Raw genomic sequence first — 24,988 nt, forward strand, 5'->3', positions numbered from 1 at the left:
CCAGAAAGTACAGCTAAGTCATACGCTCTGTAAGCTGTACGACAACGACCGATTCTGAATTATTTCAACCACATAAATACAAGTAATGGCAAAAGTGCGATATCGAAAATCTCAATGTAAAGTTATATTATCAATGAACATTCACGATAAATGGTTCGAAAAAAATCCATTTGATTTCTATATATTCATTGAACAGGTATACAACATCGATGTAATCATCAGTATCCGTCTGTTCAAACGGCTATGCTTCCAGTGTATAAATAATAATCAACATACCAATAACAGCAGGCTTACACAACAGTATACGCAAAGAAGCGGGATCTTTTTTGTAATGATGCAATGTAAAAATATATCTAATTTGGTAGGGGTGAGGGTTCATAATGAAAATGTATTAGTGCCTAACCTGCTTATCATACTTTTTTTGCCCCTTAATTAAGACTGTCTGCATATAAGCCTACTGTTATAAAAAATATCTACGTTTGAAAATAACACTTTCAGGTGATTGACAATTTATGGCGATAAAGATGACTGCGTACCTTTAATTTATAGATAAAACAGCCCCATTCATTGCAAATGGAGCTGCTTTAATTTTTAGTATTCTGATTTAACACCTTTATCCCGGCATCACGCCGTCATAAACGCATCCAGATCATCCACATTTTTAATGATTTTATCGTCTTCAACGCCATGTGCCTGTGCAAGCGTGATGCTTGCTTCCAGCAACTGACGGTTATTTTCGACATTAAAGGCAGCCGCCGTCAGTTCACCCAGGGCGGCAAATTCGGACAAGATACGGTTGAGCACCTGTAGTTCCAGAGCATTTAACCGGCGGGCAAACTCATCCATGCGAGCCTGCAACACCTGACGCGTTTTACCGTCCAGGCTTTTGGCCACGGTGACCATAAACTTCCCGGAAATCGAACCAATGAGCGCCCCCAGTACCGGCACGGGGATCAACGCCTGTCCCGCGACGGTCATGGCGCCGACGATGGCCGACTCCGCGCAGACGATAAGCCCAAGGTCGGTGAACTCATTAAGATCGATCTCCCCGCGCTGATAAGAGAGAGCAAGGCTTGCCACACCTTTGGTCGCGGTGACCAGCGCGCTGGCAAAGGGCGCTCCCATCGACGCGTAGTTGGTCAGGGTATAGATAGCCCCAGCGGATACGCCACCGACAGCTGCACCTTTCAACGAATCCAGCCCAACGTCCTGCCAGTCCTGGGCATCAAAGTCGCCACTGAAGATATTTTTGCCGTCTCGGTATTTGCGGTATATCCCGGTACCTAGCGCAAAGGCGCCACCCACCGCGGCCCCCATCGCCGTTGCGCGCATTCCTTCGGCCAGCGAAGGCTGATGATCATCGATGATCTCAGCGCGTTTCGTGTCGTTCTGTCTGGCAAGCTCCTGATCGTGCTTGTCGAGCGTCTCGTCGATTTTACCCAGCTGCACATCCTTGTAGTCAGAGACCCCCGGACGCACGACGTCGGCAAAAGGACGTTGCGTTTGCCTTTCAATTTCAGCGACTTTTGCTTTAATGGCCTCAATTGTGCTCGATTTAAGTCCTTCAACGGGTTTGCCGTCGAGAACGTCCTGAATCTCCTGCCAGGTATCTTTCGGAATATGGTAGAACGCCCCATCCTTGCCGAAATTGGGGTAGGCTTCCATGTGCTTCAGGACATGCACCAGGTTATTGTTGGTGCCGTTAATGAATTTGGACTGAACGTCCAGGCCATCAATCAGATAATCTTGCGATGCGGTGCGGCCCACTCCCTCAAACGTGGCGCGAAAGGTCGAGGCATCCTGTAGTCTCTCTTCAATAGCCTGCTCAGAATTGCGCACGGCCACCTCAACCTGCTCGGCGATTTCGCCATGTTTGGTGCTCATGCTGCCGAGAATATTGCCCGGCGAGGCGACAAAATCACGCACCTTCTGCATCTGTTCACGAGCCAGCTCAAACGCAATATCCTGCTGAGAGAGCGTTAAAATCTCATCGTCAATACGCGCCTGGTTGAGGGCATTTACCGCACTGCCGATGAGCTGATCGCCCACCGGAGTATGACTTTTCATCCCGTCCATCACTGGATTTTCTTGTTGATCAGTTTTGACAAGGCATTGATATGGTTAATCAATGCACCCAGCTGCTCTCTCTGATTCGCATTAAACTGGCTGAAATCGCGCGGGGCAGTTTTTTCCAGTACATCCACGATGCCTTCAGTGCCCTGATAATGTTCAGAGGTCAGCGTTTTCAGCTCTTCAGCGCTGCGTTCCACGATGCGCAGTTTTGAGGTTTGCGAACGCACTTCGCGCTCTTCGGTCTGAGCCTGGTCGATGATTTTGCCGTTTTTCCGGCGAGCCAGTAAGGTACCGCCCGCGATACCCACCGCACCGATCCCCCAGCCGACCGGCCCTGCGAGCGCCAGCAGCGCACTTCCCGCGGACATCCCGCCACCGCCTGCTGCCAGCGCACCGCCACCCAGCCAGGCCAGGGCGGCATTGGTTGCCGCAGCGCCGCTCAGGGTGGCGATGGCCGTGCCGGTAGAGGCCGTGCCGAAGGTGGTAGCAATCGCAAGTGCCGCAGTAGGGGCAAACGCCGCTACGCCAGCACCCACGGCAACACCCGCTGCGGCGGTGCCTTTACCCACGTGGGAGGCGCGATACTCTTCTTCCAGCTTTTCGACCACATCGTCGAACTCAGCGATTTCCGCTTTCAGCTCGCTCCAGGATTTATCGAACTCTTTTGGCGTGTTCGCCAGACGGTTGATGAAGTGCTCGCCACGCGCAATGAGGTCTTTGCTGCACTTCTGGCGCAGTAAAAACAGGTCGGTGATGGCAGTCTGGGTATCCGTTGCCTGTGATTCATAACGCGTTCTGGCTCGGGAAAGGCTTTCTAATGCTTCTTTTTTTTCTGTTCCGCGTAACATGATTTATTCCTGCTCTGTGTGGTCTAATTGTGTCCCGTTACCCTGTGATCCCATTTCCGCCATCTGCTGAGTCAGCTTCTGGATAAAATGGTGTTGCAGGCTAACCGGAGAAATAATGGTGAGATTCGGGAACCAGTATCGAAGTAACGGAAATAGCTGGTTTTCATGCGCCATCTCGGTCTGCACAATCACATCGCCGTTCGGCTCTTGTCGTAGGATTTTTTGCGCGGGCAGCACGCTACGGCGCTGGAAGTAATAACTGACTTCTGCCGCAATTTTGATGTGCACCGTCTGCTTATCCAGGGAAAACCACACGTCATCTTCTTCGGCGAAATATTTCGCGATGTGCGGCTCTGGGGTGAAATGCTCAGATCGCAGATTCAGCCAGCGGATTTTACTGAGCTGATATCCCTTCACGTTGCCGTTCTCGACCGCACCGAGATACCACACGCCTTTGATATTAATCAGCTGATAAGGGGCAACGGTGCGCAGCGTATTTTTATAGTGGAATTCGCAAATGCTGTTCTGGCGAATAGCTTTATCAAACAGACTGAAGTTATTTTCCAGTGCACGTTTAGCGTCGGGATCGCCGGGCAGAGTACGGATGCTGAGTGAGGTTAAATCAGGCTTGAGAATGAGCTTATTGGCAGGAATTAGCTCCTCCATGCCCAGCAGGCTGATAAGGTTCTGCAACTCTTTGAGGGTCTGGGGCCTGGCATACGCGGGGGACAGTCTGTAAATACCGTTACCATCATGAATGATTCGGTCGCCCAGGCGATTAAGGTCACGATACAGCGTACGCTCGCTGATATTGAATTCATCCAGCAATTTCTGGCGTGAGACATAACCGTACTGATATAGCGTCGAAATAATGACGGTTATCCGTTGAACCATGACCTCGTGTCCGCTCATGCGTGCTCCCCTGACAATTTTTCCTTAAGGTTACAGTCGCTTCCTGACAGGTCATGTCAGAAAGAACCTGGCGGAGTTAATTGCCGCCTGGAGATCAGGTATCGGCAACGCGGATGTATTTCTTAAGGAAAATTATCGAGAGTGGTCAATATGTTGCTTTTAATGCCCCTGATAATGGCAAGCTCAATATTTCGCTGAGAAAGCGAGAGAAAAGAGCGTTTTTTACGCAGGCTTCGTATTCAACCAGCGCGCATACTCACCCGGCCACGCAACCGTTTCTGTTCCCTGTCGGCCCATGCCAAAGCCATGCCCGCCCGTTGGGTAGCGATGCAGCTCTGCCGGGATATGGTTTGCGACACAGGCGTCATACATGATCAGTGAGTTGTGCGGATCGGAAAGTGGGTCGTCTTTCGCCTGCACAATAAAACAGGGCGGCGTATCGGGTGAGACAAAGTTCTGTACCGACCACGCAGCTTCTTCTGCGGCGCTGGCGTGTGGCCCAACCAGAATTTTGTGGGTTGAAGTATGGGTGTACGGTTTTTCGAGCGTAATAACCGGGTAAATTAGCGCGGCACGATCGGGCCTGGCCGTTTGCTCATCAATCTCGTCCCGGGCGGTATAAGTGCGAAAGTCTGGCCGCGTAGCCACCATACCCATCAGATGCCCGCCTGCGGAGAACCCGAGCACGCTGACCTGTTTCTCCCGCTGGCGGATAATGCGCAGCGCCCGCTGGGCATCCTGTAAGGCCACCCGATCCCCGTCGTGCCAACCCTCAGCGGGCAGGCGATAGGTGAGGATATACGCCGTATAGCCACGAGCGACCAGCCAGTGCGCGGCGGGCAGGGCTTCTTTACCGGTCTGGATTTGTTTATAGCCGCCGCCTGCGGCAATCAGCACGCCATGCCCGTTGGGCGCGGGTGGCGCCAGTACGCTAAGGCTCGGTACCGCAATGTGTCGTATTGCGCCAGAAGGCGATGCAATCTGCTGCCCTGTAGGCCCGCCGCCGCCCGGCGGTGTGCCGTTCCAGAGTGGGATTTCCGTAAATTGTTGTGGTGCGATAGCGGCAAAAGCCCGGTGGGGGAGGGCAACGGCGGCCGCTAATCCCATCAAAAAGTGGCGACGGTTCATGCAGGGTTCTCCTGAAGACGCTCAGCCCGTCTCCAGCATCCCAAAACTGACAATGCGGGCACGGCCAAGCTCTTTCGCGCGGTACAGCGCCACGTCTGCTGCACGCAGCAGGCTGTCGCTTTGGGCATGTTGCGGATAACTGGCGATGCCGATAGAGACATCCACCGGGCCAATTTCAGAAAGCCCGTAACGCAGCGACAGCTCATGCACGGAATTGAAAATGTCCGTTGCGCAGGCCTGGGCCACTTCTTCATTCGCCCCGGACAAGATCGCCAGAAACTCTTCCCCGCCATAGCGGAAGGCCATCCCACCGTCATGCACGGCGCGTTGAACAATTGAAGCCACGCTTTTTATCACCTGATCTCCCGCCTCATGGCCAAAGCGGTCATTAATGCTCTTGAAGTGGTCAATATCGATCATCAGACAACTTACCGGCTCGTGGTTGCGCATGGCCTGCGCCACCTGCGTGCGCAGCGTGTCTTCCAGATGATGACGGTTGCGTAAGCCCGTGAGGGGGTCGAACAACGCTTTTTCAAGCAGCGCATCGCGCAGTCGCTGGTTTGCCAGCGCCAGCCCAAGCGCTTCAGCCATCAGCTCAAGATACGCCCGGGAAGGGGCGGTTTCCGGGGTGATGTTCTGGAAAGAGAGTAAGCCAATGGCCTCGCCCTGGGCGATAAGCGGCACGCACAGCGTGTTATTCAGGCTGGACTCCGGCAAATGATAGCAGGAGATATCCGGCTCGCCGTTTACCGGCGGGTGACTCTGGCCGCGACGCACGGCCCAGCATTCATCCGGGTGGAACGGCGTATTTTTGCCCTCAGGTGACAGCCATTCGGCCACGCAGCGCATCTGCCATGGATCGCGATCGAGGATGTATAACCGCCCGGCGATGCCCGGCGCAATATTGGGCGCGAACAACTCCGCGACGTTAATCACATCGGCGAAATTTTCACAGCCTTGTAGCCGCTGCGTCATGCGCGCCAGCAGTTCACGGATGGCCCAGTCAGCATCACGCTCTTTTTCCAGCCGTTGTCGGGCCAGGCCGTTTTCACGGAATATGCGAATGGCCTGCGCCATATCGCCAATCTCATCAATCTGGTTAAAGTTGGGCGTTTCGACGGCGTAATCCTGAGACGCCAGGCGATGCACCACATCGCTCAGACGCACAACCGGGCGCAGCACGCGGCGCTTTAAGATGAACCCGAGCACAAACAAAAACAGCAGGGCGGTGGTGCCTACCATGATTTCAGACAGCGTGCGCAGGGTTTTGGATGTTTTGGTGGCATCCTCGACGGCGGTGCGGGCACGTTTGTCCAGCAGCAAGCGGAAATGGTCAATCTGGTTTTGAACGCGATCCAGCTCCTGCTCATATTGCCCGCCGTACAACAGCGCAACGGCCTGCGGGGTTTCATCGCGCGCCACGCTGGCTATCGCTGATTGCTGCTCGTCCTGTAGTTCATCAATTATCTTTAACCCTTCATGCAATATCGCCAGCTCCTCCCCTGTCGCCCCATTGTCTTTCAGCCGGGACAGCCGGGTATCGATGGACTGTAACGACCCCTCTTTCTGGCGATACTCACTGAGTATTTGCGGCTCTTTTTTGACGACATACAGCCGGGCTAAGTCGGATAACGCCCAGGCATCGGTTTCAACATCTTCAGTGAGTTGATCAAAAACCTGTCGTTGCAGGACGGCCTGACGCTCGACAGTGTCTGCGTTTGAAGCCATCAGCATGACGATGCCAGAGGCGATGGTCAGGCATACCGTTGCACCGTATGCCCAGTTAGTGATCGTGGCAATTCTCACCGGTTAGATCCTTTTACGACTTAAGTGGGATAGCATCTTTAAAAATTATAGAAAACGGCTGATTTCTCGCGAAAAAAAAGACGGCGCAAAGCCGTCTGGTGTGATCGTTATCGTCAATACACTATAAATCTGGAGGGCTTTTCCCTTCTTCAATAAAGTCAGGATCCAGCTCCTCGGCGTTACCTTCATGGTCGCGGCCGGAGAAGAGATTCCAGCAGGCGAGAAACAGGGCGGCAATCAGTGGGCCAATGACAAAACCGTTGATGCCGTAAAGCTCCATACCGCCAAGTGTCGAGATAAGGATCAAATAGTCCGGCATTTTGGTGTCTTTGCCGACCAGCAACGGGCGCAGAATGTTATCCACCAGCCCGACGATAATCACGAAGAAACCGACAATAAACAGCCCCTGCCACAGCTGGTGGGTGGCAAACAGGAAGATAGCGGCGGGCACCCAGACAATGGCCGATCCCACTGCAGGCACAAGGGAAAGGAATGCCATCAGCGCGCCCCACAGCACGCTGCCATCGATACCCACAACTGCGAACGCAATGCCGCCAAGCAGCCCCTGAACCACCGCCACAACCGCTGTGCCTTTCACCGTGGCGCGCGACACGCCGACGAATTTGGCGAACAGATGTTGTTTGGCAAAATCCGTCAGTGGCAGGGAATCCAGGATCTGCCGTACCAGATACGGCCCGTCTTTGAGCAGGAAAAACAGCAGATACAACATAATGCCGAAGCTGATAGCAAAGCCGAATGTACCTTTGCCGATCAGGAATGCGCTCCCCGCCAGATACTGCCCGCCCTGCAATGCCACATCAGAGAGTTTTTTCTGAATTTGCGCTGTGTTATCCAGATTATGATCGGCGAGAAAGCCGCTGGCCCAGCCCGGCAGGTGGGCAAACAGGCTGGCAACCACTTCCGGGAACTGCGTGTTGTTTTGCTGAAGCTTGGTGTACACCACGTTCAGCTCAATGGCGAGCGACGAGAGGATCACCATCAGTGGAATAAAGACGATCAGGCAAATCAGGCCAATGGTCAGCAGCGACGCCAGCCCGTTACGATCGCCCAGCGCGGCGCGCAGCTTGTTTTTTACCGGGTTAAAGATGATGGTCAGGATCGCGGCCCAGAGGATCGCAGAAAAGTAAGGCGACAACACATCGAAGAAGGCCCAGGTGACAAGGGCGAGAATGAAAAGAAAGAAACCTTTGGTCAGTCCGTTAAATCGCATCAGTTGATCCTGTAACTAAGAAACAGTGTCGACTATAGAACCGTTTACGGGATTTACCAATGCCGTCTGTCTGGATTGTCCATCAATATGGATAGTCATGACATCCCGGCGTTCTTCTCAGCCCTGATTTTCAGCGGCATGATTTGCGCACTGAAGAGTGAAGACGTGGAGAATATGATGAAAGCAATTGTCACCCGGGTATTCGGCCTGCCCCCTGAGATGGGAATCGAAGAACGTGAAAAACCGGCGGTAAAACCCGGCCATAGCGTCGTGAAAATGCGCGCCGCCACCATCAACCAACTTTCAAATTTCATTCGCCAGGAGGGCATCGGCGGCACAAAAGCGCCCCTGATATTGGGTAACGAGGGGGCCGGGACAATTGAAGAGAGTGCCCTTTTCGCGCCCGGCACCAAAGTGGGGATCTACGGCGGCAATACGCTGGGGATTGTGCAGGATGGGTTGTTCAGCGAGTGGGTGTTAGTGGAGGACCGGCGGCTGTTTGCCGTACCGGATGTTCTGGATTTTGATGAGGCAGCCACCCTGAGCGTCAACTACCTGACCGCGTTCCGGGCGATGACAAAATCGGTGCAGGTTGAAAAAGGTCAGTATGTGCTGATTTCCGGGGCTACGGGGTCGGTGGGTCATGCGCTGGTACAGATTGCGCTGGCGCGTGGCGCCGTTCCCATTGTTCTGGTTTCTACCCAGGCAAAAGCTGAATCAGCCCATAAGGCGGGAGCAGAGAAAGTTATCATCGTTGGGGAAAACCAGGATCTGGCGGCAGAAGTGCACCAGATGACGAACGGGAAAGGGGCCGATTATGCCTTTGATCCGGTTGGCGGTGCGTTAACCGGTAAGCTTCTTCAGAGTGTGCGTGCAGGCGGTAGCGTGGTATCGCTTGGTTTTACCGCCGGTAAGTCGCTGGCCGTCGATGCTTTCGACATTATTGCCGGAGAAAAAACGCTGGTGGGCTATGCCCTGCACGCAGAAAAAGATGATGACATTTACGCTGCATTGCAGGACATGATGGTCCTGGTGAAAGAGGGTAAACTGAAACCCGTTATCGACACCCGCGTGGCGATGGCTGATTTTGAATGCGGTTATCAGCGTTTAACCTCCCGCCAGGCCATCGGGTCGATTGTGGTTCAACTCTGACATAAAAGCGGCGATGACCCGCCGCTTTTTTACGCCTTCCGAAGCAGCGGTAACGTTGCCAGCAGGTTTTTCAGGTTGATGGCATCCCAGGGTAAATGTTCCGCAATCCCTAAACCGACCACGTCAGCAGCACTGTCTGCCTGCGCAATTACCGCAGCCGCTTCGGCAAGCGTGAGTTTGCCTTTGGCTACGCCATCCCATTTCTCCGGCGCGTCGTCCGGGCGTGCAAACATCACTGCGCGGAACTGATGAAAATCAAGGACATCAAGATCAAAGTGGATAGCCAGGTGTGTGATCTTCTCTTTGGCGATCCAGTCGGCAATGTCCTGGCTGCCTGCGCGGATGGCTTCGGGCGAGACGGTCCGGATCCCTCTGGTGCGAATAAAATCGGCTTCACAGGCATTCGGTGAATGAAGACCGGCAATCATCACCCGGCAGGCCGGAACCGGACGCGGGACGCGGCGAGTGAGGTCGCTGTCGCCGTTACCCATCAACGCGCCGAGAACATGCGCATGGGCATTCGCGTATTGCGCGGGGGTCATCACATCCGGGTGGGTATCTATCCACAAAATACCCAACCCATCACCATAGCGCTCGCTGAGCCAGGCGAAAGGCTCAAGGTCGATTAGGCAATCGCCCCCGAGAACGGTAATGCGCTCTGGCTGGTGTTTTCGAATGATGGCAGAGGCATTGTCCAGATCCTGCATCAGTTTGCTGCGCCCAAGAATGCCTTCTTCAATACCCGGCTGTTCATCCAGCGGTGTCACGGGAACATGTTCAACAGGGGAGGCGGTTTCGGGTGCCAGCCATGCTAGCATCTGTGCGCCAAAATGGTATTCACGAAGGTTGCCACCCAGCCAGAGCGGGAAGATCAGTCGTAGGTCGTTGCTCATGGTATCTCCTTATTTTTTCCGTGCGCGAGAAGCGTGGAATAACGGATCAGAATAAAGCAACGTCATGTCGTAACAAGACGCAAAACCTGACATCATTGTTCACAGTTATGGATAATTGGATGATGAAAATGAATCAGCTTCTGGCAATGCGCGCGTTTGTTAGGGTGGTAGACACGGATTCGTTCAGCCGGGCAGCCGATCAGCTCGGGATGCCCCGTTCGACGGTGAGCAAACTGGTCACCGATCTTGAGCGCCACCTGGGGACCACGTTGCTGCACCGGACAACCCGCTCGCTTGCCGTCACCCCGGAAGGAAAAGAGTACTATCAATATGCCGTGCGGCTGATTGCAGATCTGGATCTGGCCGACACCCTCGTTCGCCGTAATAAGGCCAGTCCCGGGGGAATGCTCCGCATTGATGTTCCTGCCGTGTTTGCGGAGTCTTTACTGATCCCCGCGCTTCCAGATTTCCATCGTCAGTTTCCTGATGTTGCCATCTCGCTAGGGGTGAACGACCGGACTATCAATCTGGTGAGCGAAGCTGTTGACTGCGTTATTCGCATCGGTGAGCTGCTCGATATGTCGATGGTTGGGCGCAAGCTATTTGATATGGAATATGTCACCTGTGCGACGCCGGTTTATCTTGCCGCCAACGGCATTCCGCATACGCCCCAGGATTTAAGCGTGGGGCATGAGCTGGTGGGGTACTTTTCAGCCGGAAGCGGTCGCGCTGAAGGGTTGACGTTTATCAAAGGTGAACATCGCTATTTTTACGATCGCTGCGCGTTTTCTGCCAATGGGGGCAGTGGGATCATTGCCATGATGCGCGCCGGGCTTGGGATCGGGCAGCCGCTGAAATGCTATGTCGAAGATGATTTAAAAGAGGGGCGTTTGGTGGCGGTCCTTCAGGAGTGGCAACGCCCGGCGTTACCGGTGCATGTGCTCTATCCGCCAAATCGTCATCAGAATGCGCGGTTGCAGGTGTTTATTGACTGGCTGATTGCACGGTTTCGTAAACCGGCTTAAGGGCCAGCAATACCTGAGCGTGACAAACAAATTATGAATACCACTCATAACCACATCCCGTTTACCCCTGATTATTCAACACTTCATTGCGATTATTATTATCACTCAACGCAATAATACCCGGAATGCTATGACCTCCCCCAAAACCACAGGTTTACCCTTTGTGCTGATCCTGAGCGCCTTAATGGCGTTCACCTCGCTTTCCACCGACATCTATCTGCCCGCCATGCCGGTGATGACGGCCGATCTTCATGGCAATGCCGAACTGACCATCACCGGGTTCTTGATCGGTTTTGCCATCGCTCAGTTAATCTGGGGCCCAATCAGCGACCACCTGGGTCGCCGCATTCCGCTGTTTATCGGCATGGCGCTGTTCGTGATTGGCTCTGCGGGTTGCGCGCTGGCGACCGACATAACCCATATCGTTTTCTGGCGTGTGTTTCAGGCGTTAGGTGCCTGCACCGGGCCGATGCTGGCGCGAGCAATGATCCGCGACCTGTTCAGCCGTACCCGCGCGGCGCAAATGCTGTCGACGCTGGTGATTATCATGGCCATCGCCCCGATTGCCGGGCCGCTGATTGGTGGGCAGATGATCAAATTCACTACCTGGCACAGCATCTTCTGGTTGTTAGCGGTGATTGGCGTGCTGATGTTTGCTTCGTTATGGTGGCTGCCAGAAACCCTGGCGGAAGAGAAACGCGTTAAGGCATCGGTGAAAGGCGCGTTCAAAAACTATGTCGCGCTGCTGCGTAACCGTAAATTTATGCAGTTCACCCTCAGCCTGACCAGCTACTACGTGGCGGCCTACGCCTTTATTACCGGTTCGCCGTTTGTCTATATCCGCTTCTTTGGCGTTGCTCCGCAATATTACGGCTGGCTGTTTGCCGTTAACATCGTGGGCGTGATGGGCATGAGTTTTGTGAACCGCAGGCTGGTGAATCACTATTCGCTTGAGATACTGCTGAAATATGCCTCAAGCGTCGCGGCGCTTGCCGCCGTGGCGATGGCTGCCTGCGTCTGGTTCCATGTGGGTGGCATTGCGCTGATTGTGGTGCTGATTTTTATCTTCTTCTCGATGAACGGCATCATCGCTGCCAGCTCCACAGCCGCCGCACTGGATGCTGTGCCAGGCAATGCGGGGTCGGCGTCGGCGCTGATTGGCTCCCTGCAATACGGCAGCGGCATTGTTTCGTCTTTGCTGCTGGCGACACTGAGCGATGGCACGCCGTGGACAATGGCGTGGATCATCGCGTTGTTTGCCGCTATCGCCATGCTGTTGGCGCAGAAAAAATAGTCAGATATCCTCAAACAGCGAGCTGACAAGCGCAATATGCGCCTTCACACCCACTGCCAGTGCGGCCTCATCAATACGGAAGTGCGGGTTGTGTACGTTCCACACCGCGCCTTTCTCCTGATTACCGCAGCCGATAAACAGGAACGAGCCGGGGATTTTCTCCTGATAAGAGGAGAAGTCCTCGCTGCCAAACAGGGCGAGGTCGGCAAGTTGCAGGGTATCGCCGCCAAAGTGTTCGGCAATCGCCGCTCTGGCGATGGCATTGGTGTCGGCATGATTGTTGCCAACGGCATAACCTTGCTGCCAGCGGATCTCAGCGCGTGCGCCGTGGGCACTTACCACGCCGTCAATAATGCGCTGCATCAGCTGCGGTACCTGCTCGCGCACCTGCTGGTTATGGGTACGCACGGTTCCCGCCAGACGGGCGCTGTCCGGGATAACGTTATAGCTATCACCCGCCTGGAAGGTGGCAATGGTCAGCACCGGGGCGTTGATGGGGTCGAGATTACGCGCCACCACGTTTTGCAGGGCGCTGACCACTTCAGCACCGATAACCACCGGATCAATACAAAACTGTGGCATCGAGCCGTGTCCGCCCTTGCCATAAATGGTGATATCGAAGTTGTCGCTGGAGGCGACATACACCCCTTCTTTCAGCGTGATTTTGCCGGTCGGGCTGGTCGGGAAGACGTGCAGGCCAAAGATCTTCTCCACATCGTCGACGACGCCTTTTTCTACCAGCTCACGCGCGCCGCCCGGCGGCACTTCTTCGGCTGGCTGGAAGATAAACTTGATGCTGCCGTGCAGCTGGCTGCGCAGATGGCAAAGGACCTTCGCTGCACCCATAAGCATCGCAGTGTGCGCATCGTGGCCGCAGGCGTGCATCACGCCAGGTCTGGTTGAGCTGAACGTCTCGCCGCTCTCTTCCAGCAACGGCAGGGCGTCGATATCTGCACGCAGCGCCCACATTGGGCCGGATTTATCACCGTGCAGGACGGCAATGACGCTGTTCTCTACCGGGCGGCTCAGCTCCAGCTCCGGCAGGGCTGCCAGCTCGCGGGCGATATAATCAGCCGTCGGTTTCTCCTGAAAAGAGAGGTCCGGGTTGGCATGAATATGTCTGCGCCAGCGGATCACATCTTCATTGACGTCGCGGATAAGGTTTTCAATCGTACTTTTCATCACAGTCTCCTTCAGTCAGTCACGGGTTGCGAAGTGGCGGTTTTTTTGATTAACGGCGTGATCGCCACGCCAGCGCACACCATCGCCAGTGACAGGAAAATAAATGCGCTTTCATAGCTGTGGCTTTGCCCGACCAGATAGCCAATCACCACCGGGGAAACGAAACCGCCCAGCGTGCCGCCGGTATTAATAAGGCCAATCGCCGAGCCCATGGTGCTTTCCGGCAGGCGCTTCATCGGCAGCGTAAACGCAGTCACAAAGGTCGCCATCAGGAAGATCTCCCCCACAAACAGCAGGGCGCTGGCGGATAGCGCGGTCGAGGTATGGAAAATCCCGAGAATGGCGGCGGCGCTGATCAGCGCGCAGACCAAAATTACCTGCGGCTCGCGGTTGTGGAAATACTTGCCTACCAGCCAGCCGGTACAGAGCGAAGAGAGCCAAATCCCCGCGCCGCCAGCGGCCACAATGTAGCCCGATACCTCAAGCGGCATCCCCATGCTCTGCACGAAGAATTTTGGCAGCCAGGCCATCAGGCCATAGCTTGGAATGTTGACGCAAAACACCGAGATAAATAGCAGCAGTACCGTGGGGTTACGCCACAATGCGGCGCTGCGTTCCTGCGATTGCGGCCGTGGCTCGGGCTTGTGATACGGCACGCGCAGGGCGATCAGCAAGGCGATGGCGCAGGCAACGATCCCTAACGAAACAAAGGAGACATGCCAGCCTAAGTGTTCCAGCGCTGAGACAGCCACAATCGGCCCGACTGTCATCGCCAGCCCCGCGGAAGAGAGCAGCACCGACTGGGCAAAGGTGCGTTTTTCCAGCGTGAAGTTGCTGACTACCGCTTTGGCGCATGAGCAGGGGTAGCCGGAGTGCCCCACGCCCGAGAGAAAGCGGAACACCAGCAGCAGACCAAAACTCATCCCCAGCGCGCCAAAGCACAGGGCGAAGATCCCCAGTGCGCACAGGGACATGATCAGCATGGGTTTGTAGCCGATTCTGTCATTCAGCCAGCCTGCGGGCACCTGAAACAGCGAATAGGCAAGAAAGAAGATCCCGGTAATGTACCCAAGCTGGGCGGTGCTCAGCCCGAACTCTTTTTCGATGGGCAGCAGGGCAAACCCCATCACGGTTTTATCGATGTACACCACGACATAGCCGATAAAGAGTAAAAAAATCATCTGTGACTGGCTTTTCATTATGTTTTCCGCCTGGCGTCAGAGTGCGATGAGAGAGGTTGTGTGCCCTCTGAATCTAGGGGTTTACCGAAAAGGCGGGAAGATATAATTTTTCTATAGGTGATGCTTTTTTGTTATAGGGTGAGTGATGAGATATTTGCCAAAAATTGGCCATCTTCAGGCCTTTCGTCAGGTCGCGCGTAGCGGCAGTATTCGTTCGGCGTCGCGTGAACTGGGCGTTTCGCAGCCCGGTTTGAGCCGTACCTTGCGTGAGCTTGAGCAAACTTTAGGCACACAACTTTTATTACGCAGTAAAGAGGGCATTGCCCTGACAGAAGCGGGGATCGCCTTTTCGCAACGGGCGGAGTGGGTGCTTGAAGAGCTAAAACGCGCCGCCGAAGAGGTGGAACAGATTAACCACTATACCCATGGTCGGTTAACGGTGGGGTTTTCATCATTGATTGCCCTGACTGTGTTTCCCGATGTGGCCGATGCCTTTAAACAGACCTTGCCGCAGGTGCTGCTGACGGCCAAAGAGGGGCAGCTCTCTTCGCTGCTGCCGGGCGTGCGTAACGGCGAAATCGATATCGCCATTGGCTCTGTTGATCCCATGGCGCCGCCGGAAGGGGTGATGATCGAGCCGCTGTTCACCTCGCCGTTTTGTATTATTGCCCGCAAAGGACACCCGCTGGCGAACGCCGACAATCTTCTGGCGCTACGGCAGGCCAAATGGCTGCTGCCCGAGTCCTCAATGGGTTATTACCAGCAACTGCAAAATGAACTGAGCCATTTTTACCGCCAGGTAGAGGTCACTCCGCTACGTACGGATTCCGTGATCACCGGGCTGAATATGGTGCTCAACGCTGATTACCTGACCGTGGTCGCCAGGGCAATGTGCCAGCCGTTGCAGCTTGACGACAGGCTGGTGGCGCTGCCGATAACCCAGCTGCCCTCGGCCCAGTATTGCGCGGTGTGGTCGCAAAAATCGGCGATGACCACCAATGCTCGCCAGTTTTTGGTTCGCCTGCGCGAGGCCTGTCGACGGTTTAGCTGGTAGCCAGCAGATCCCACTTTCGACTGACCGAGGATTTCACTCTCCCGCGCCATGCTCTAAGTATCTGCTTGCGGAGGTGCTTATGGCCTGGCGACCCATTCTCTATGTGATCCTGACAACTCATCCCCGTCTTAGCGCGCGGCGTGCCCGGCTGCGCCTGGTCCACGGCTAGCTTTTTGTTAACAATCGCGGTATAACACACCTTCTTTGGATGTTTAGATGTCCATACGTATAGAAGGTAATATGCAAACACAACAAGAAAATGGGCAGCTTAAGCGCACCATGAAAACACGCCACCTGATTATGCTTTCGCTGGGTGGCGTGATTGGCACAGGGTTATTTTTCAATACCGGATACATTATTTCGACAACCGGGGCTGCAGGAACGCTGCTGGCGTACCTGATTGGCGCGCTGGTGGTCTGGCTGGTGATGCAGTGTCTGGGCGAACTCTCCGTCGCGATGCCAGAAACCGGCGCGTTTCACGTTTACGCTGCCCGCTATCTCGGCCCGGCCACCGGCTACACCGTGGCGTGGCTTTACTGGCTTACCTGGACGGTGGCGCTCGGTTCGAGCTTTACCGCCGCCGGATTCTGTATGCAGTACTGGTTCCCGCAGGTGCCCGTCTGGGCGTGGTGCGTGGTGTTCTGCGCGGTGATTTTTGGTCTGAACGTTATCTCCACGCGCTTCTTCGCCGAGGGGGAATTCTGGTTCTCGTTGATCAAAGTGATCACCATCATCGCCTTTATTATTCTTGGCGGCGCGGCGATCTTTGGTTTTATCCCGATGCAGGACGGTTCACCTGCGCCGGGCTTAACGAATATCACGGCTGAAGGCTGGTTCCCGCACGGCGGTCTGCCGATCCTGATGACCATGGTGGCGGTGAACTTTGCGTTCTCCGGCACCGAGCTTATCGGCATTGCGGCCGGAGAGACGGAAAACCCGCACATGGTGATCCCGGTGGCGATCCGCACCACCATCGCCCGCCTGATTATCTTCTTTATCGGCACCGTGTTTGTGCTGGCGGCGCTTATCCCGATGCAGCAGGCAGGTGTGGAAAAGAGCCCGTTTGTGCTGGTGTTTGAAAAGGTCGGCATTCCTTATGCCGCAGACATTTTTAACTTTGTGATTTTGACGGCGATCCTCTCTGCGGCCAACTCCGGGCTGTATGCCTCGGGCCGGATGCTGTGGTCGCTCTCGAACGAGAAAACGCTGCCGCGCTGCTTTGCCCGCGTTAATAAAAACGGCGTACCGCTGACGGCGCTCTCCGTATCCATGCTTGGCGGCGTGCTGGCGCTGTTCTCAAGCGTGGTGGCGCCAGACACCGTGTTTGTGGCGCTGTCGGCAATTTCCGGCTTTGCGGTAGTGGCAGTGTGGATAAGCATTTGTGCATCGCACTTTGTTTTCCGCCGTCGCCATGTGCAGTCCGGCCAGCCGCTGTCTGCGTTGCAGTATCGCGCGCCGTGGTATCCGCTGGTGCCGGTGCTCGGGTTTGTGTTGTGCGTGGTGGCTTGCGTAGGCCTGGCGTTTGACCCAAGCCAGAGAATTGCTCTTTACTGCGGGATACCTTTTGTGGCGCTGTGTTATGGTGCGTACTACCTGACCCGACATCTGACAACGCAGGAGCCTGAACATGTCGCAGAATAATCCGCTGAGCGCCATCCTTGAAACACAACCCTTTGTCGTTCTCGACGGGGCGATGGCAACGGAGCTGGAAGCGCGCGGTTGTAACCTTGCCGATAGCCTGTGGTCGGCCAAAGTGCTGGTAGAAAACCCGGAACTTATCCGTGAAGTGCACCTCGACTATTTCCGCGCCGGGGCGCAGGTGGCGATTACCGCCAGTTACCAGGCAACACCCGCAGGTTTTGCGGCACGTGGCCTGGATGACGCGCAATCCCGCACGCTGATCGGTAAAAGCGTGGAGCTGGCGCGTAAGGCGCGCGAAGCATACCTGGCTGAAAACCCGCACGCGGGTACGCTGCTGGTGGCAGGCTCCGTAGGGCCATACGGAGCGTATCTGGCCGATGGCTCCGAATACCGTGGTGACTATGTGCGTAGCGCAGAAGAGTTTACCGCGTTCCACCGTCCACGCGTTGAAGCGCTGCTGGATGCCGGGGCCGATCTGCTGGCCTGTGAAACGCTACCCTCTTTTGCCGAAAGCAAAGCCCTTGCCGCGCTGCTGAGCGAGTATCCGCGCGCCCGCGCGTGGTTCTCGTTTACCCTGCGTGACAGCGAGCATTTAAGCGATGGCACACCGCTGCGTGAAGTGATTGCAGAGCTGGCGCACTACCCGCAGATTGTGGCGCTGGGCATTAACTGCATCGCGCTGGAGAACACCACGGCGGCGCTGCGCTATCTGCAAAGCCTGACCTCGCTGCCGCTGGTGGTTTATCCCAATTCTGGTGAGCACTATGATGCGGTGACGAAAACCTGGCACCACCATGGTGAAGCTTGCGAAACACTGGCAGGCTATTTACCGCAGTGGCTGGCGGCAGGCGCAAAATTAATTGGTGGATGCTGTCGCACTACGCCGAAAGATATTGCTGAGCTGACGGCTCAGCGCTGAGGCCTTCGCCGGGTGGCGGCTGTGCTTACCCGGCAAAAAAGCACCGCACAAAATTCACTTTTCTTTCCCGCTTTTTATCTAAAAACGAATCGCTATTAACGATTCTTTTTTATTCCTTTATCAAAATTCGCCTGCCGGAAATACTGCCCCCATAACGACAAGGGGAGCAGACAGTATGGCAATTTCATCGCGTATTACTTTACTCGGCGCACTGGCGCTGTGGGCATTTCAGGCGCAGGCGGTGGATGTCACCGTCGCGTATCAAACCTCTGCGGAACCAGCAAAAGTTGCGCAGGCGGATAACACCTTCGCTAAAGAGAGCGGCGCGAAAGTGGACTGGCGCAAATTCGACAGCGGGGCGGCCATTGTGCGTGCGCTGGCCTCTGGCGATGTGCAGATTGGCAACCTCGGCTCAAGCCCGCTGGCGGTAGCGGCCAGCCAGCAGGTGCCCATTGAAGTCTTCCTGCTGGCGTCTCAGCTGGGTAACTCTGAAGCACTGGTGGTGAAGAAAAACATCACTAAGCCAGAAGATCTGATTGGCAAGCGCATTGCCGTGCCGTTTATTTCTACCACTCATTACAGCCTGCTCGCCGCCCTGAAACACTGGGGGATTAAGCCGGGCCAGGTGCAAATCATTAACCTGCAACCCCCGGCGATTATTGCGGCCTGGCAGCGTGGCGATATTGATGGCGCATACGTCTGGGCACCTGCAGTGAACGAGCTGGAAAAAGAGGGCACCGTACTGACCGACTCCGAAAAAGTGGGCCAGTGGGGCGCACCGACACTCGACGTGTGGGTCGTGCGTAAAGACTTCGCGGAAAAACATCCTGATGTAGTGAAAGCTTTCGCGAAAAGCGCCATCGACGCGCAGCAACCCTATATCAGCAACCCCGATGAATGGCTCAAACAACCCGCTAACCTGGAAAAACTCTCGCGTCTGAGCGGCGTACCGGAAGCAGACGTACCGGGGCTGGTGAAAGGGAATACCTACCTCACGCCCGCACAGCAGGTTCAGCAACTGACGGGGCCGGTGAACAAAGCGATTGTGGACACCGCAACTTTCCTCAAAGAGCAGGGCAAAGTGCCTGCGGTGGCGGCGGACTATAGCCAGTACGTGACCGACCGCTTCGTGAAATAAGGAGGCAGCCATGCTGAATATTACAAACCTGCACGCCAGCTATGGCGGAAAACCGGCCCTGGAAGATATCAACCTGAAGCTGGACAGCGGTGAGCTGCTGGTGGTGCTGGGGCCATCCGGCTGCGGCAAAACCACGCTGCTGAACCTGATTGCCGGGTTTGTCCCTTATCAGCACGGCTCTATTCAACTGGAAGGAAAACGGGTAGACGGCCCCGGCGCTGAGCGCGGGGTGGTCTTTCAGAATGAAGGGCTTCTGCCGTGGCGTAATGTGCAGGAAAACGTCGCGTTTGGCCTGCAACTGGCGGGCGTAGGGCGCGAACAGCGGCTGAATATCGCTCGGCAGATGCTGAAAAAAGTGGGGCTGGAAGGGGCGGAAAAACGCTTTATCTGGCAGCTTTCAGGCGGCCAGCGTCAGCGGGTTGGGATTGCCCGGGCGCTGGCAGCTAATCCGCAGCTGTTATTGCTGGATGAGCCGTTCGGCGCGCTGGATGCCTTTACCCGCGAGCAGATGCAAACCCTGCTGCTGCGCCTGTGGCACGAAACCGGTAAGCAGGTGCTGCTTATCACCCATGACATCGAAGAAGCGGTGTTTATGGCGACCGAACTGGTGCTGTTATCGCCAGGGCCGGGGCGCGTGCTGGAGCGCCTGCCGCTCGATTTCGCCCGTCGCTATGTGGCGGGGGAACCGGTGCGGAGCATTAAGTCCGACCCGCTGTTTATCGAACAACGCGAATACGTGCTGAGCCGCGTATTTGAACAACGGGAGGCGTTCTCATGAGCATTGTCTTCAGTGAAAAAACACGCCGTCCCCGCCTGAGTTTACGCTGGCCATTCTCGCGACAGGTCACGCTGAGCGTCAGTACGCTGCTGGTGTTACTGGCGGTGTGGTGGGCGGTTGCTGCCCAGCAGTGGATTAGCCCGCTGTTTCTGCCGCCGCCGGGACTGGTGCTGGCAAAACTGCTAACCATTGCCGGGCCGCAGGGGTTTATGGATGCCACGCTGTGGCAGCATCTGGCGGCGAGCCTGGCCCGTATTCTGGTGGCGCTGCTGGCGGCGGTGATTATCGGGATACCGGTGGGGATCGCGATGGGGCTGAGCCCCACGGTGCGCGGCATTCTTGACCCGCTAATTGAGCTTTATCGTCCAGTGCCGCCGCTGGCCTATCTGCCGCTGATGGTTATCTGGTTTGGCATCGGTGAAACGTCAAAAATCCTGCTGATTTATCTGGCGATTTTCGCACCTGTGGCGATGTCCGCGCTGGCGGGTGTAAAGAGTGCCCAGCAGGTGCGCATTCGTGCCGCGCAGTCTCTTGGTGCCAGCCGTACGCAGGTGCTGTTGTTCGTGATTTTACCCGGCGCACTGCCGGAGATTTTAACCGGGCTGAGGATCGGGCTTGGGGTGGGCTGGTCAACGCTGGTGGCGGCGGAACTGATTGCCGCAACCCGTGGCCTGGGTTTTATGGTGCAGTCGGCGGGCGAGTTTCTGGCGACTGACGTGGTGCTGGCAGGGATTGCGGTGATCGCCGTGATTGCCTTCGGATTAGAACTGGGGCTGCGTGCGCTACAGCGCCGCCTGACACCCTGGCATGGAGAAATACAATGAGTGAACGTCTGACCATTACCCCGCTGGGGCCGTATATCGGTGCGCAGGTGTCGGGCCTGGATGTGACCCGCCCGCTGAGCGATAACCAGTTTGAACAGCTGTACCACGCGGTGCTGCGTCATCAGGTGGTGTTCCTGCGTGAGCAGGCGATCACGGCGCACCAGCAGCGTGCGCTGGCACTGCGCTTCGGCGACCTGCATATCCATCCGGTCTATCCTCATGCCGAAGGTGTTGAGGAAATTATTGTTCTGGATACCCACAACGATAACCCGCCGGATAATGACAACTGGCATACGGATGTGACCTTTATTGAAACCCCGCCAGCCGGGGCGATCCTGGCGGCGAAGCTTTTGCCGGAGACGGGCGGCGATACGCTGTGGACAAGCGGAATAGCGGCGTTTGAGGCGCTATCAGCACCGTTCCGGGCGCTGCTGAGCGGGCTGCGGGCAGAGCATGACTTTAAAAAATCGTTCCAGGAGTACAAATACCGTAAAAGCGAAGAGGAGCATCAGCGCTGGCTGGAGGCCGTCGCGAAGCATCCACCGCTGTTGCACCCGGTGGTGCGCACGCATCCGGTGACGGGAAAACAAGCGTTGTTCGTGAATGAAGGCTTTACCACGCGGATTGTGGATGTCACAGAAAAAGAGAGCGAAGCGCTGTTACGCTTCCTGTTCGCCCATATCACCAAACCAGAGTTTCAGGTGCGCTGGCGCTGGCAGGAGAATGACCTCGCCATCTGGGATAACCGCGTCACACAGCATTACGCCAATGCGGATTACCTGCCGCAGCGCCGGATCATGCAGCGTGCGACAATTTTAGGGGATAAGCCGTTTTATCGTGCGGTTTGAGCCCCTCACCCTAACCCTCTCCCCAAAGGGGCGAGGGGACTGGTCGGTGCGTTTTTCACACTTTCCCTCTCATGGAGAGGGCAGGGGTGAGGGTATTAAATGCGCCTCAATATACCGCTGATAGCGATTCGCCTTGAGACAGGTTAAGTCCACCAGCACCAGTCCATCGATGCAGTTGTTGAATGCCGGATCGCTGCCAAAATCGATAAACTGCACCCCACCAGGCTGGCACAGCTCAGAATACTGTTTGTAGAGCGGTGGAATACCACAACCCAGATTTCCGAGCAGAGATTTCAGCTTCGTCAGGTCATCCACATAATCGACGCCGCCAAACTGGGCCAGCACGTCCGGCAGCGATGCCGGATAAGGCCGACGTGAGGCTGCTAACGGATGGCTTGCCGGGAACCACAGGCGGTAAAACGCTACCAGCAGATCCCGTGCCGCAGGCGGTAATCCACCGGAAATGGAAACCGGGCCAAACAGATAGCGATAGTGCGGATAACGCGCCAGATAGGCGCCAATCCCTGACCACAGATAATCCAGCCCACGGCGTCCCCAGTAGCGAGGCTGAATAAAGCTGCGCCCCAGTTCAATACCGTGTTCCAGCACATCCTGCATTTTGTCGTCGTAGTGGAAAAGGCTATAGCTGTACAGCCCGTCCAGACCACGCCTGTCGACCTGCATTGCCGTTGGCATAAAGCGATATGCGCCGACAATTTCCAGATCCTCGTCATCCCACAGGATCAGGTGCAAATAGTCGTCGTCGTAGCTGTCGGTGTCACGGCGTTTGCCGCTGCCTTCCCCCACGGCGCGAAACGCAATTTCGCGCAGACGCCCCAGTTCACGCAGAAGTGGGGCATCTTCCTGCGCGTTGCGTTGCCACAGATAGATAGTTTTACCGTCGCTGGTTTTCCCCAGACACTCGGCCTGCGCCAGCTCGCGTTTTAACGTAGCCCGGTCTTCCGGGCGCGCAATGGCGCACTGGGTTTTGAATACGCCAGGCAGTCCCTTGCCAAGACGCATCACGTGCTGACGGCACTGTTCGGCCATCTCACGTGGTGAAAGTGTGGTGCTAAACCAGTTATCCCAGCTAATTTGTTGGCCTACTTTAATCGGCAGCTGGCTGTGACGGCGACGGAACATCTGCTGCATTAACAGCAGCATGGAGAGCGTCGGCGAGACCAGCGTGCTGGCGTAAAAGAGCAGGCTGTTATGCGCCTGAATATGCACCGGCAGCAGCGGCGCGCGCAGTTTGCTGGCCAGCTTGATAAAGCCAGAGTGCCATTTTTTATCGCGAATACCTTTGCGCGTCGGGCGGGATACTTCACCTGCCGGGAAGAAAATCAGTACCCCGGCGTTTTGCAGATGTTGTTCCATCTGCACCAGAGATGTTTTCGCCGTCTTGCCACCCATGTTGTCCACCGGAATAAACAGCGAGCTGAGCGGCTCCAGGTGCGTCAGCATCCGGTTGGTTACCACTTTCACATCGCGGCGCACGCGGGAAACGGCATACATCAGTGCCAGCCCGTCAAGGGTGCCGGTAGGGTGGTTAGCGATAATGACCAGGGGGCCATGTTCGGGGATTTGTTCGAGATCGCGGGCGGAAACGGTGCAGAGAATATCGAGATGCTCCAGGACTTGCTCCACCATGTCCAGCCCTTTCAGGTGGCGGTGGTTTGCTGCAAACTGCTGGAATTCTTCTTCGTAGAACAGTCTTTTTAACAGACTTTTTTGCCAGGGTGCGGGCCTCGCCTGAGGCCAAAGGTCATCGAGAACGCTGTCGAGACTAAACATGGTAACTCCTCCTGCCGTCTTGCCCAGACAGTAGAAGGGGGAGATGTCGTTTGTATTGCAGTTTGGTGAAGTTATTGCACCAGACGCCTCTCTCCCTGGGGGAGAGAGGCCATGCGGATTAACGCAGAATTTTCTTCTCGGCCAGATCCAGTGCGAAATAGCTGAAGATCAGATCCGCGCCCGCGCGTTTGATAGCGCCCAGGCTTTCGAGGATCACTTTCTCTTCATCAATCGCACCCGCCTGCGCGGCGAATTTGATCATCGCGTATTCACCGCTCACCTGGTATGCACCCAGCGGCAGTTCGGTACGTTCGCGGATGTCGCGCAGGATATCCAGATACGCGCCAGCCGGTTTCACCATCAGGCAATCTGCACCCTGGGCTTCATCGAGCAGGGATTCGCGGATCGCTTCGCGGCGGTTTAGTGGGTTCATCTGGTAGGTTTTACGATCGCCTTTCAGCGCCGTGCCAGCGGCTTCACGGAACGGGCCGTAGAAAGAGGAGGCGAATTTAGTGGAATAGGACATGATAGCCGTGTCGGTGAAACCGGCGGCATCCAGCGCCTGACGGATCGCCTGGACCTGGCCATCCATCGCCGCAGAAGGGGCGATGAAATCGGCACCGGCAGCAGCGGCAACAACGGCCTGCTTGCCCAGGTTCATCAGGGTAGCGTCGTTATCCACACCGTGATCGCACAGCACACCGCAATGGCCGTGAGAGGTGTATTCGCAGAAGCAGGTGTCAGACATGACGATCATTTCAGGCACGGTCTCTTTGCAGATGCGCGACATGCGCGCGACCAGGCCGTCTTCTTTCCACGCATCGCTGCCGGTGGCATCGGTATGATGGGAAATGCCAAAGGTCATAACCGAGCGGATACCCGCATTCGCAATGCGTTCGATCTCACGTGCCAGATGCTTTTCCGGGATGCGCATGACGCCCGGCATAGCATCGATGGCTTTGTAATCATCGATCTCTTCTTCAACAAAAATCGGCAACACCAGATCGTTTAAGGTCAGTGTTGTCTCTTCAAACATAGCGCGCAGTGCCGGTGACTTGCGCAGGCGACGGGGACGAGCAATTAAATCGGTCATGATATGCCTGACGTTGAGGAACAATGAGGCACAGTGTACCCGAAATGAAGCCTGTCTGTTTTACTAAAGTGGTCGTTTAGGCAATGACAGGCAGACGCTGTTATTTAATATTTGAACAGGCACGTAAATCAATGCGAAATAATACATATTATAAATAGTGGATATTCTTACTTT

The 24,988-nt window shown here is 55.7% G+C and carries 21 protein-coding genes; 10 read left to right on the plus strand and 11 right to left on the minus strand.

Going from position 1 to position 24,988, the window contains the following annotated elements; all coding sequences use genetic code 11:
- Window positions 1-624 precede the first annotated feature (624 nt).
- From ACT9TW_RS09830 to ACT9TW_RS09855, 6 genes are all read right to left on the minus strand, one after another.
- The gene (locus tag ACT9TW_RS09830; protein WP_446492247.1) at window positions 625-2,067 is read right to left on the minus strand and encodes a hypothetical protein; all 1,443 of its coding nucleotides are present in this window, start codon (window positions 2,065-2,067) and stop codon (window positions 625-627) included.
- A gap of 8 nt (window positions 2,068-2,075) precedes the next feature.
- Window positions 2,076-2,921: a hypothetical protein gene (locus ACT9TW_RS09835; RefSeq protein WP_166717185.1), complete on the minus strand. Its 846-nt coding sequence runs from the start codon at window positions 2,919-2,921 to the stop codon at window positions 2,076-2,078.
- Between the two features lie 3 nt (window positions 2,922-2,924).
- Complete coding sequence (locus ACT9TW_RS09840; protein WP_182059758.1) at window positions 2,925-3,833, minus strand: helix-turn-helix transcriptional regulator; 909 nt, start codon at window positions 3,831-3,833, stop codon at window positions 2,925-2,927.
- Between the two features lie 222 nt (window positions 3,834-4,055).
- The gene (locus ACT9TW_RS09845; protein WP_446492248.1) at window positions 4,056-4,961 is read right to left on the minus strand and encodes an alpha/beta hydrolase; all 906 of its coding nucleotides are present in this window, start codon (window positions 4,959-4,961) and stop codon (window positions 4,056-4,058) included.
- Between the two features lie 21 nt (window positions 4,962-4,982).
- Entirely contained in the window at window positions 4,983-6,767 is a 1,785-nt protein-coding gene (locus tag ACT9TW_RS09850; protein WP_446492249.1) for a diguanylate cyclase, read from the minus strand.
- Window positions 6,768-6,888: 121 nt separating this feature from the next.
- A complete protein-coding gene (locus ACT9TW_RS09855) occupies window positions 6,889-7,998 on the minus strand; it encodes an AI-2E family transporter (protein WP_446492250.1) in 1,110 nt (369 codons plus the stop codon).
- 87 nt (window positions 7,999-8,085) lie between these two features.
- On the opposite strand from ACT9TW_RS09855, the gene ACT9TW_RS09860 reads away from it, so the two are divergent.
- Window positions 8,086-9,150: a quinone oxidoreductase family protein gene (locus ACT9TW_RS09860; protein ID WP_446492251.1), complete on the plus strand. Its 1,065-nt coding sequence runs from the start codon at window positions 8,086-8,088 to the stop codon at window positions 9,148-9,150.
- Between the two features lie 29 nt (window positions 9,151-9,179).
- Here the strand turns inward: ACT9TW_RS09860 and ACT9TW_RS09865 are convergent, their stop codons facing one another.
- A complete protein-coding gene (locus ACT9TW_RS09865; protein ID WP_446492252.1) occupies window positions 9,180-10,043 on the minus strand; it encodes an arginase family protein in 864 nt (287 codons plus the stop codon).
- Between the two features lie 119 nt (window positions 10,044-10,162).
- On the opposite strand from ACT9TW_RS09865, the gene ACT9TW_RS09870 reads away from it, so the two are divergent.
- Together ACT9TW_RS09870 and ACT9TW_RS09875 are read left to right on the plus strand one after the other, a co-directional pair.
- Window positions 10,163-11,068 (plus strand): LysR family transcriptional regulator, encoded by a 906-nt coding sequence (locus ACT9TW_RS09870; protein ID WP_259349630.1) that lies wholly within the window; start codon window positions 10,163-10,165, stop codon window positions 11,066-11,068.
- A 130-nt stretch (window positions 11,069-11,198) separates the two neighbouring features.
- Window positions 11,199-12,362 (plus strand): multidrug effflux MFS transporter, encoded by a 1,164-nt coding sequence (locus ACT9TW_RS09875; protein ID WP_446492253.1) that lies wholly within the window; start codon window positions 11,199-11,201, stop codon window positions 12,360-12,362.
- Here ACT9TW_RS09875 and ACT9TW_RS09880 read toward each other — a convergent pair whose 3' ends face one another.
- Window positions 12,363-13,544: an amidohydrolase gene (locus ACT9TW_RS09880; RefSeq protein WP_446492254.1), complete on the minus strand. Its 1,182-nt coding sequence runs from the start codon at window positions 13,542-13,544 to the stop codon at window positions 12,363-12,365.
- A gap of 11 nt (window positions 13,545-13,555) precedes the next feature.
- Window positions 13,556-14,743: an MFS transporter gene (locus ACT9TW_RS09885; RefSeq protein ID WP_446492255.1), complete on the minus strand. Its 1,188-nt coding sequence runs from the start codon at window positions 14,741-14,743 to the stop codon at window positions 13,556-13,558.
- A 127-nt stretch (window positions 14,744-14,870) separates the two neighbouring features.
- On the opposite strand from ACT9TW_RS09885, the gene ACT9TW_RS09890 reads away from it, so the two are divergent.
- From ACT9TW_RS09890 to tauD, 7 genes are all read left to right on the plus strand, one after another.
- On the plus strand, window positions 14,871-15,779 hold the full coding sequence (locus ACT9TW_RS09890) for a LysR substrate-binding domain-containing protein (protein ID WP_182059766.1): 909 nt from the start codon (window positions 14,871-14,873) through the stop codon (window positions 15,777-15,779).
- A gap of 240 nt (window positions 15,780-16,019) precedes the next feature.
- Complete coding sequence (gene mmuP / locus ACT9TW_RS09895) at window positions 16,020-17,420, plus strand: S-methylmethionine permease (protein WP_446492256.1); 1,401 nt, start codon at window positions 16,020-16,022, stop codon at window positions 17,418-17,420.
- On the plus strand, window positions 17,407-18,339 hold the full coding sequence (gene mmuM / locus ACT9TW_RS09900; protein ID WP_182059768.1) for a homocysteine S-methyltransferase: 933 nt from the start codon (window positions 17,407-17,409) through the stop codon (window positions 18,337-18,339). The genes mmuP and mmuM overlap by 14 nt, the downstream gene beginning before the upstream one ends.
- A gap of 175 nt (window positions 18,340-18,514) precedes the next feature.
- On the plus strand, window positions 18,515-19,477 hold the full coding sequence (gene tauA / locus ACT9TW_RS09905; RefSeq protein ID WP_182059769.1) for a taurine ABC transporter substrate-binding protein: 963 nt from the start codon (window positions 18,515-18,517) through the stop codon (window positions 19,475-19,477).
- Window positions 19,478-19,487: 10 nt separating this feature from the next.
- Window positions 19,488-20,255, plus strand: coding sequence for a taurine ABC transporter ATP-binding subunit (gene tauB, locus ACT9TW_RS09910; RefSeq protein WP_446492257.1), 768 nt, complete (start codon window positions 19,488-19,490; stop codon window positions 20,253-20,255).
- On the plus strand, window positions 20,252-21,079 hold the full coding sequence (gene tauC, locus ACT9TW_RS09915) for a taurine ABC transporter permease TauC (protein WP_446492258.1): 828 nt from the start codon (window positions 20,252-20,254) through the stop codon (window positions 21,077-21,079). The genes tauB and tauC overlap by 4 nt, the downstream gene beginning before the upstream one ends.
- The gene (gene tauD, locus ACT9TW_RS09920; protein WP_446492259.1) at window positions 21,076-21,927 is read left to right on the plus strand and encodes a taurine dioxygenase; all 852 of its coding nucleotides are present in this window, start codon (window positions 21,076-21,078) and stop codon (window positions 21,925-21,927) included. The genes tauC and tauD overlap by 4 nt, the downstream gene beginning before the upstream one ends.
- A gap of 69 nt (window positions 21,928-21,996) precedes the next feature.
- Here the strand turns inward: tauD and ACT9TW_RS09925 are convergent, their stop codons facing one another.
- Window positions 21,997-23,721: a lysophospholipid acyltransferase family protein gene (locus ACT9TW_RS09925; protein WP_446492260.1), complete on the minus strand. Its 1,725-nt coding sequence runs from the start codon at window positions 23,719-23,721 to the stop codon at window positions 21,997-21,999.
- Between the two features lie 118 nt (window positions 23,722-23,839).
- Window positions 23,840-24,814, minus strand: coding sequence for a porphobilinogen synthase (hemB, locus tag ACT9TW_RS09930; RefSeq protein ID WP_182059774.1), 975 nt, complete (start codon window positions 24,812-24,814; stop codon window positions 23,840-23,842).
- Window positions 24,815-24,988 lie beyond the last annotated feature (174 nt).

The organism is Enterobacter sp. C4G1 (assembly GCF_052886895.1).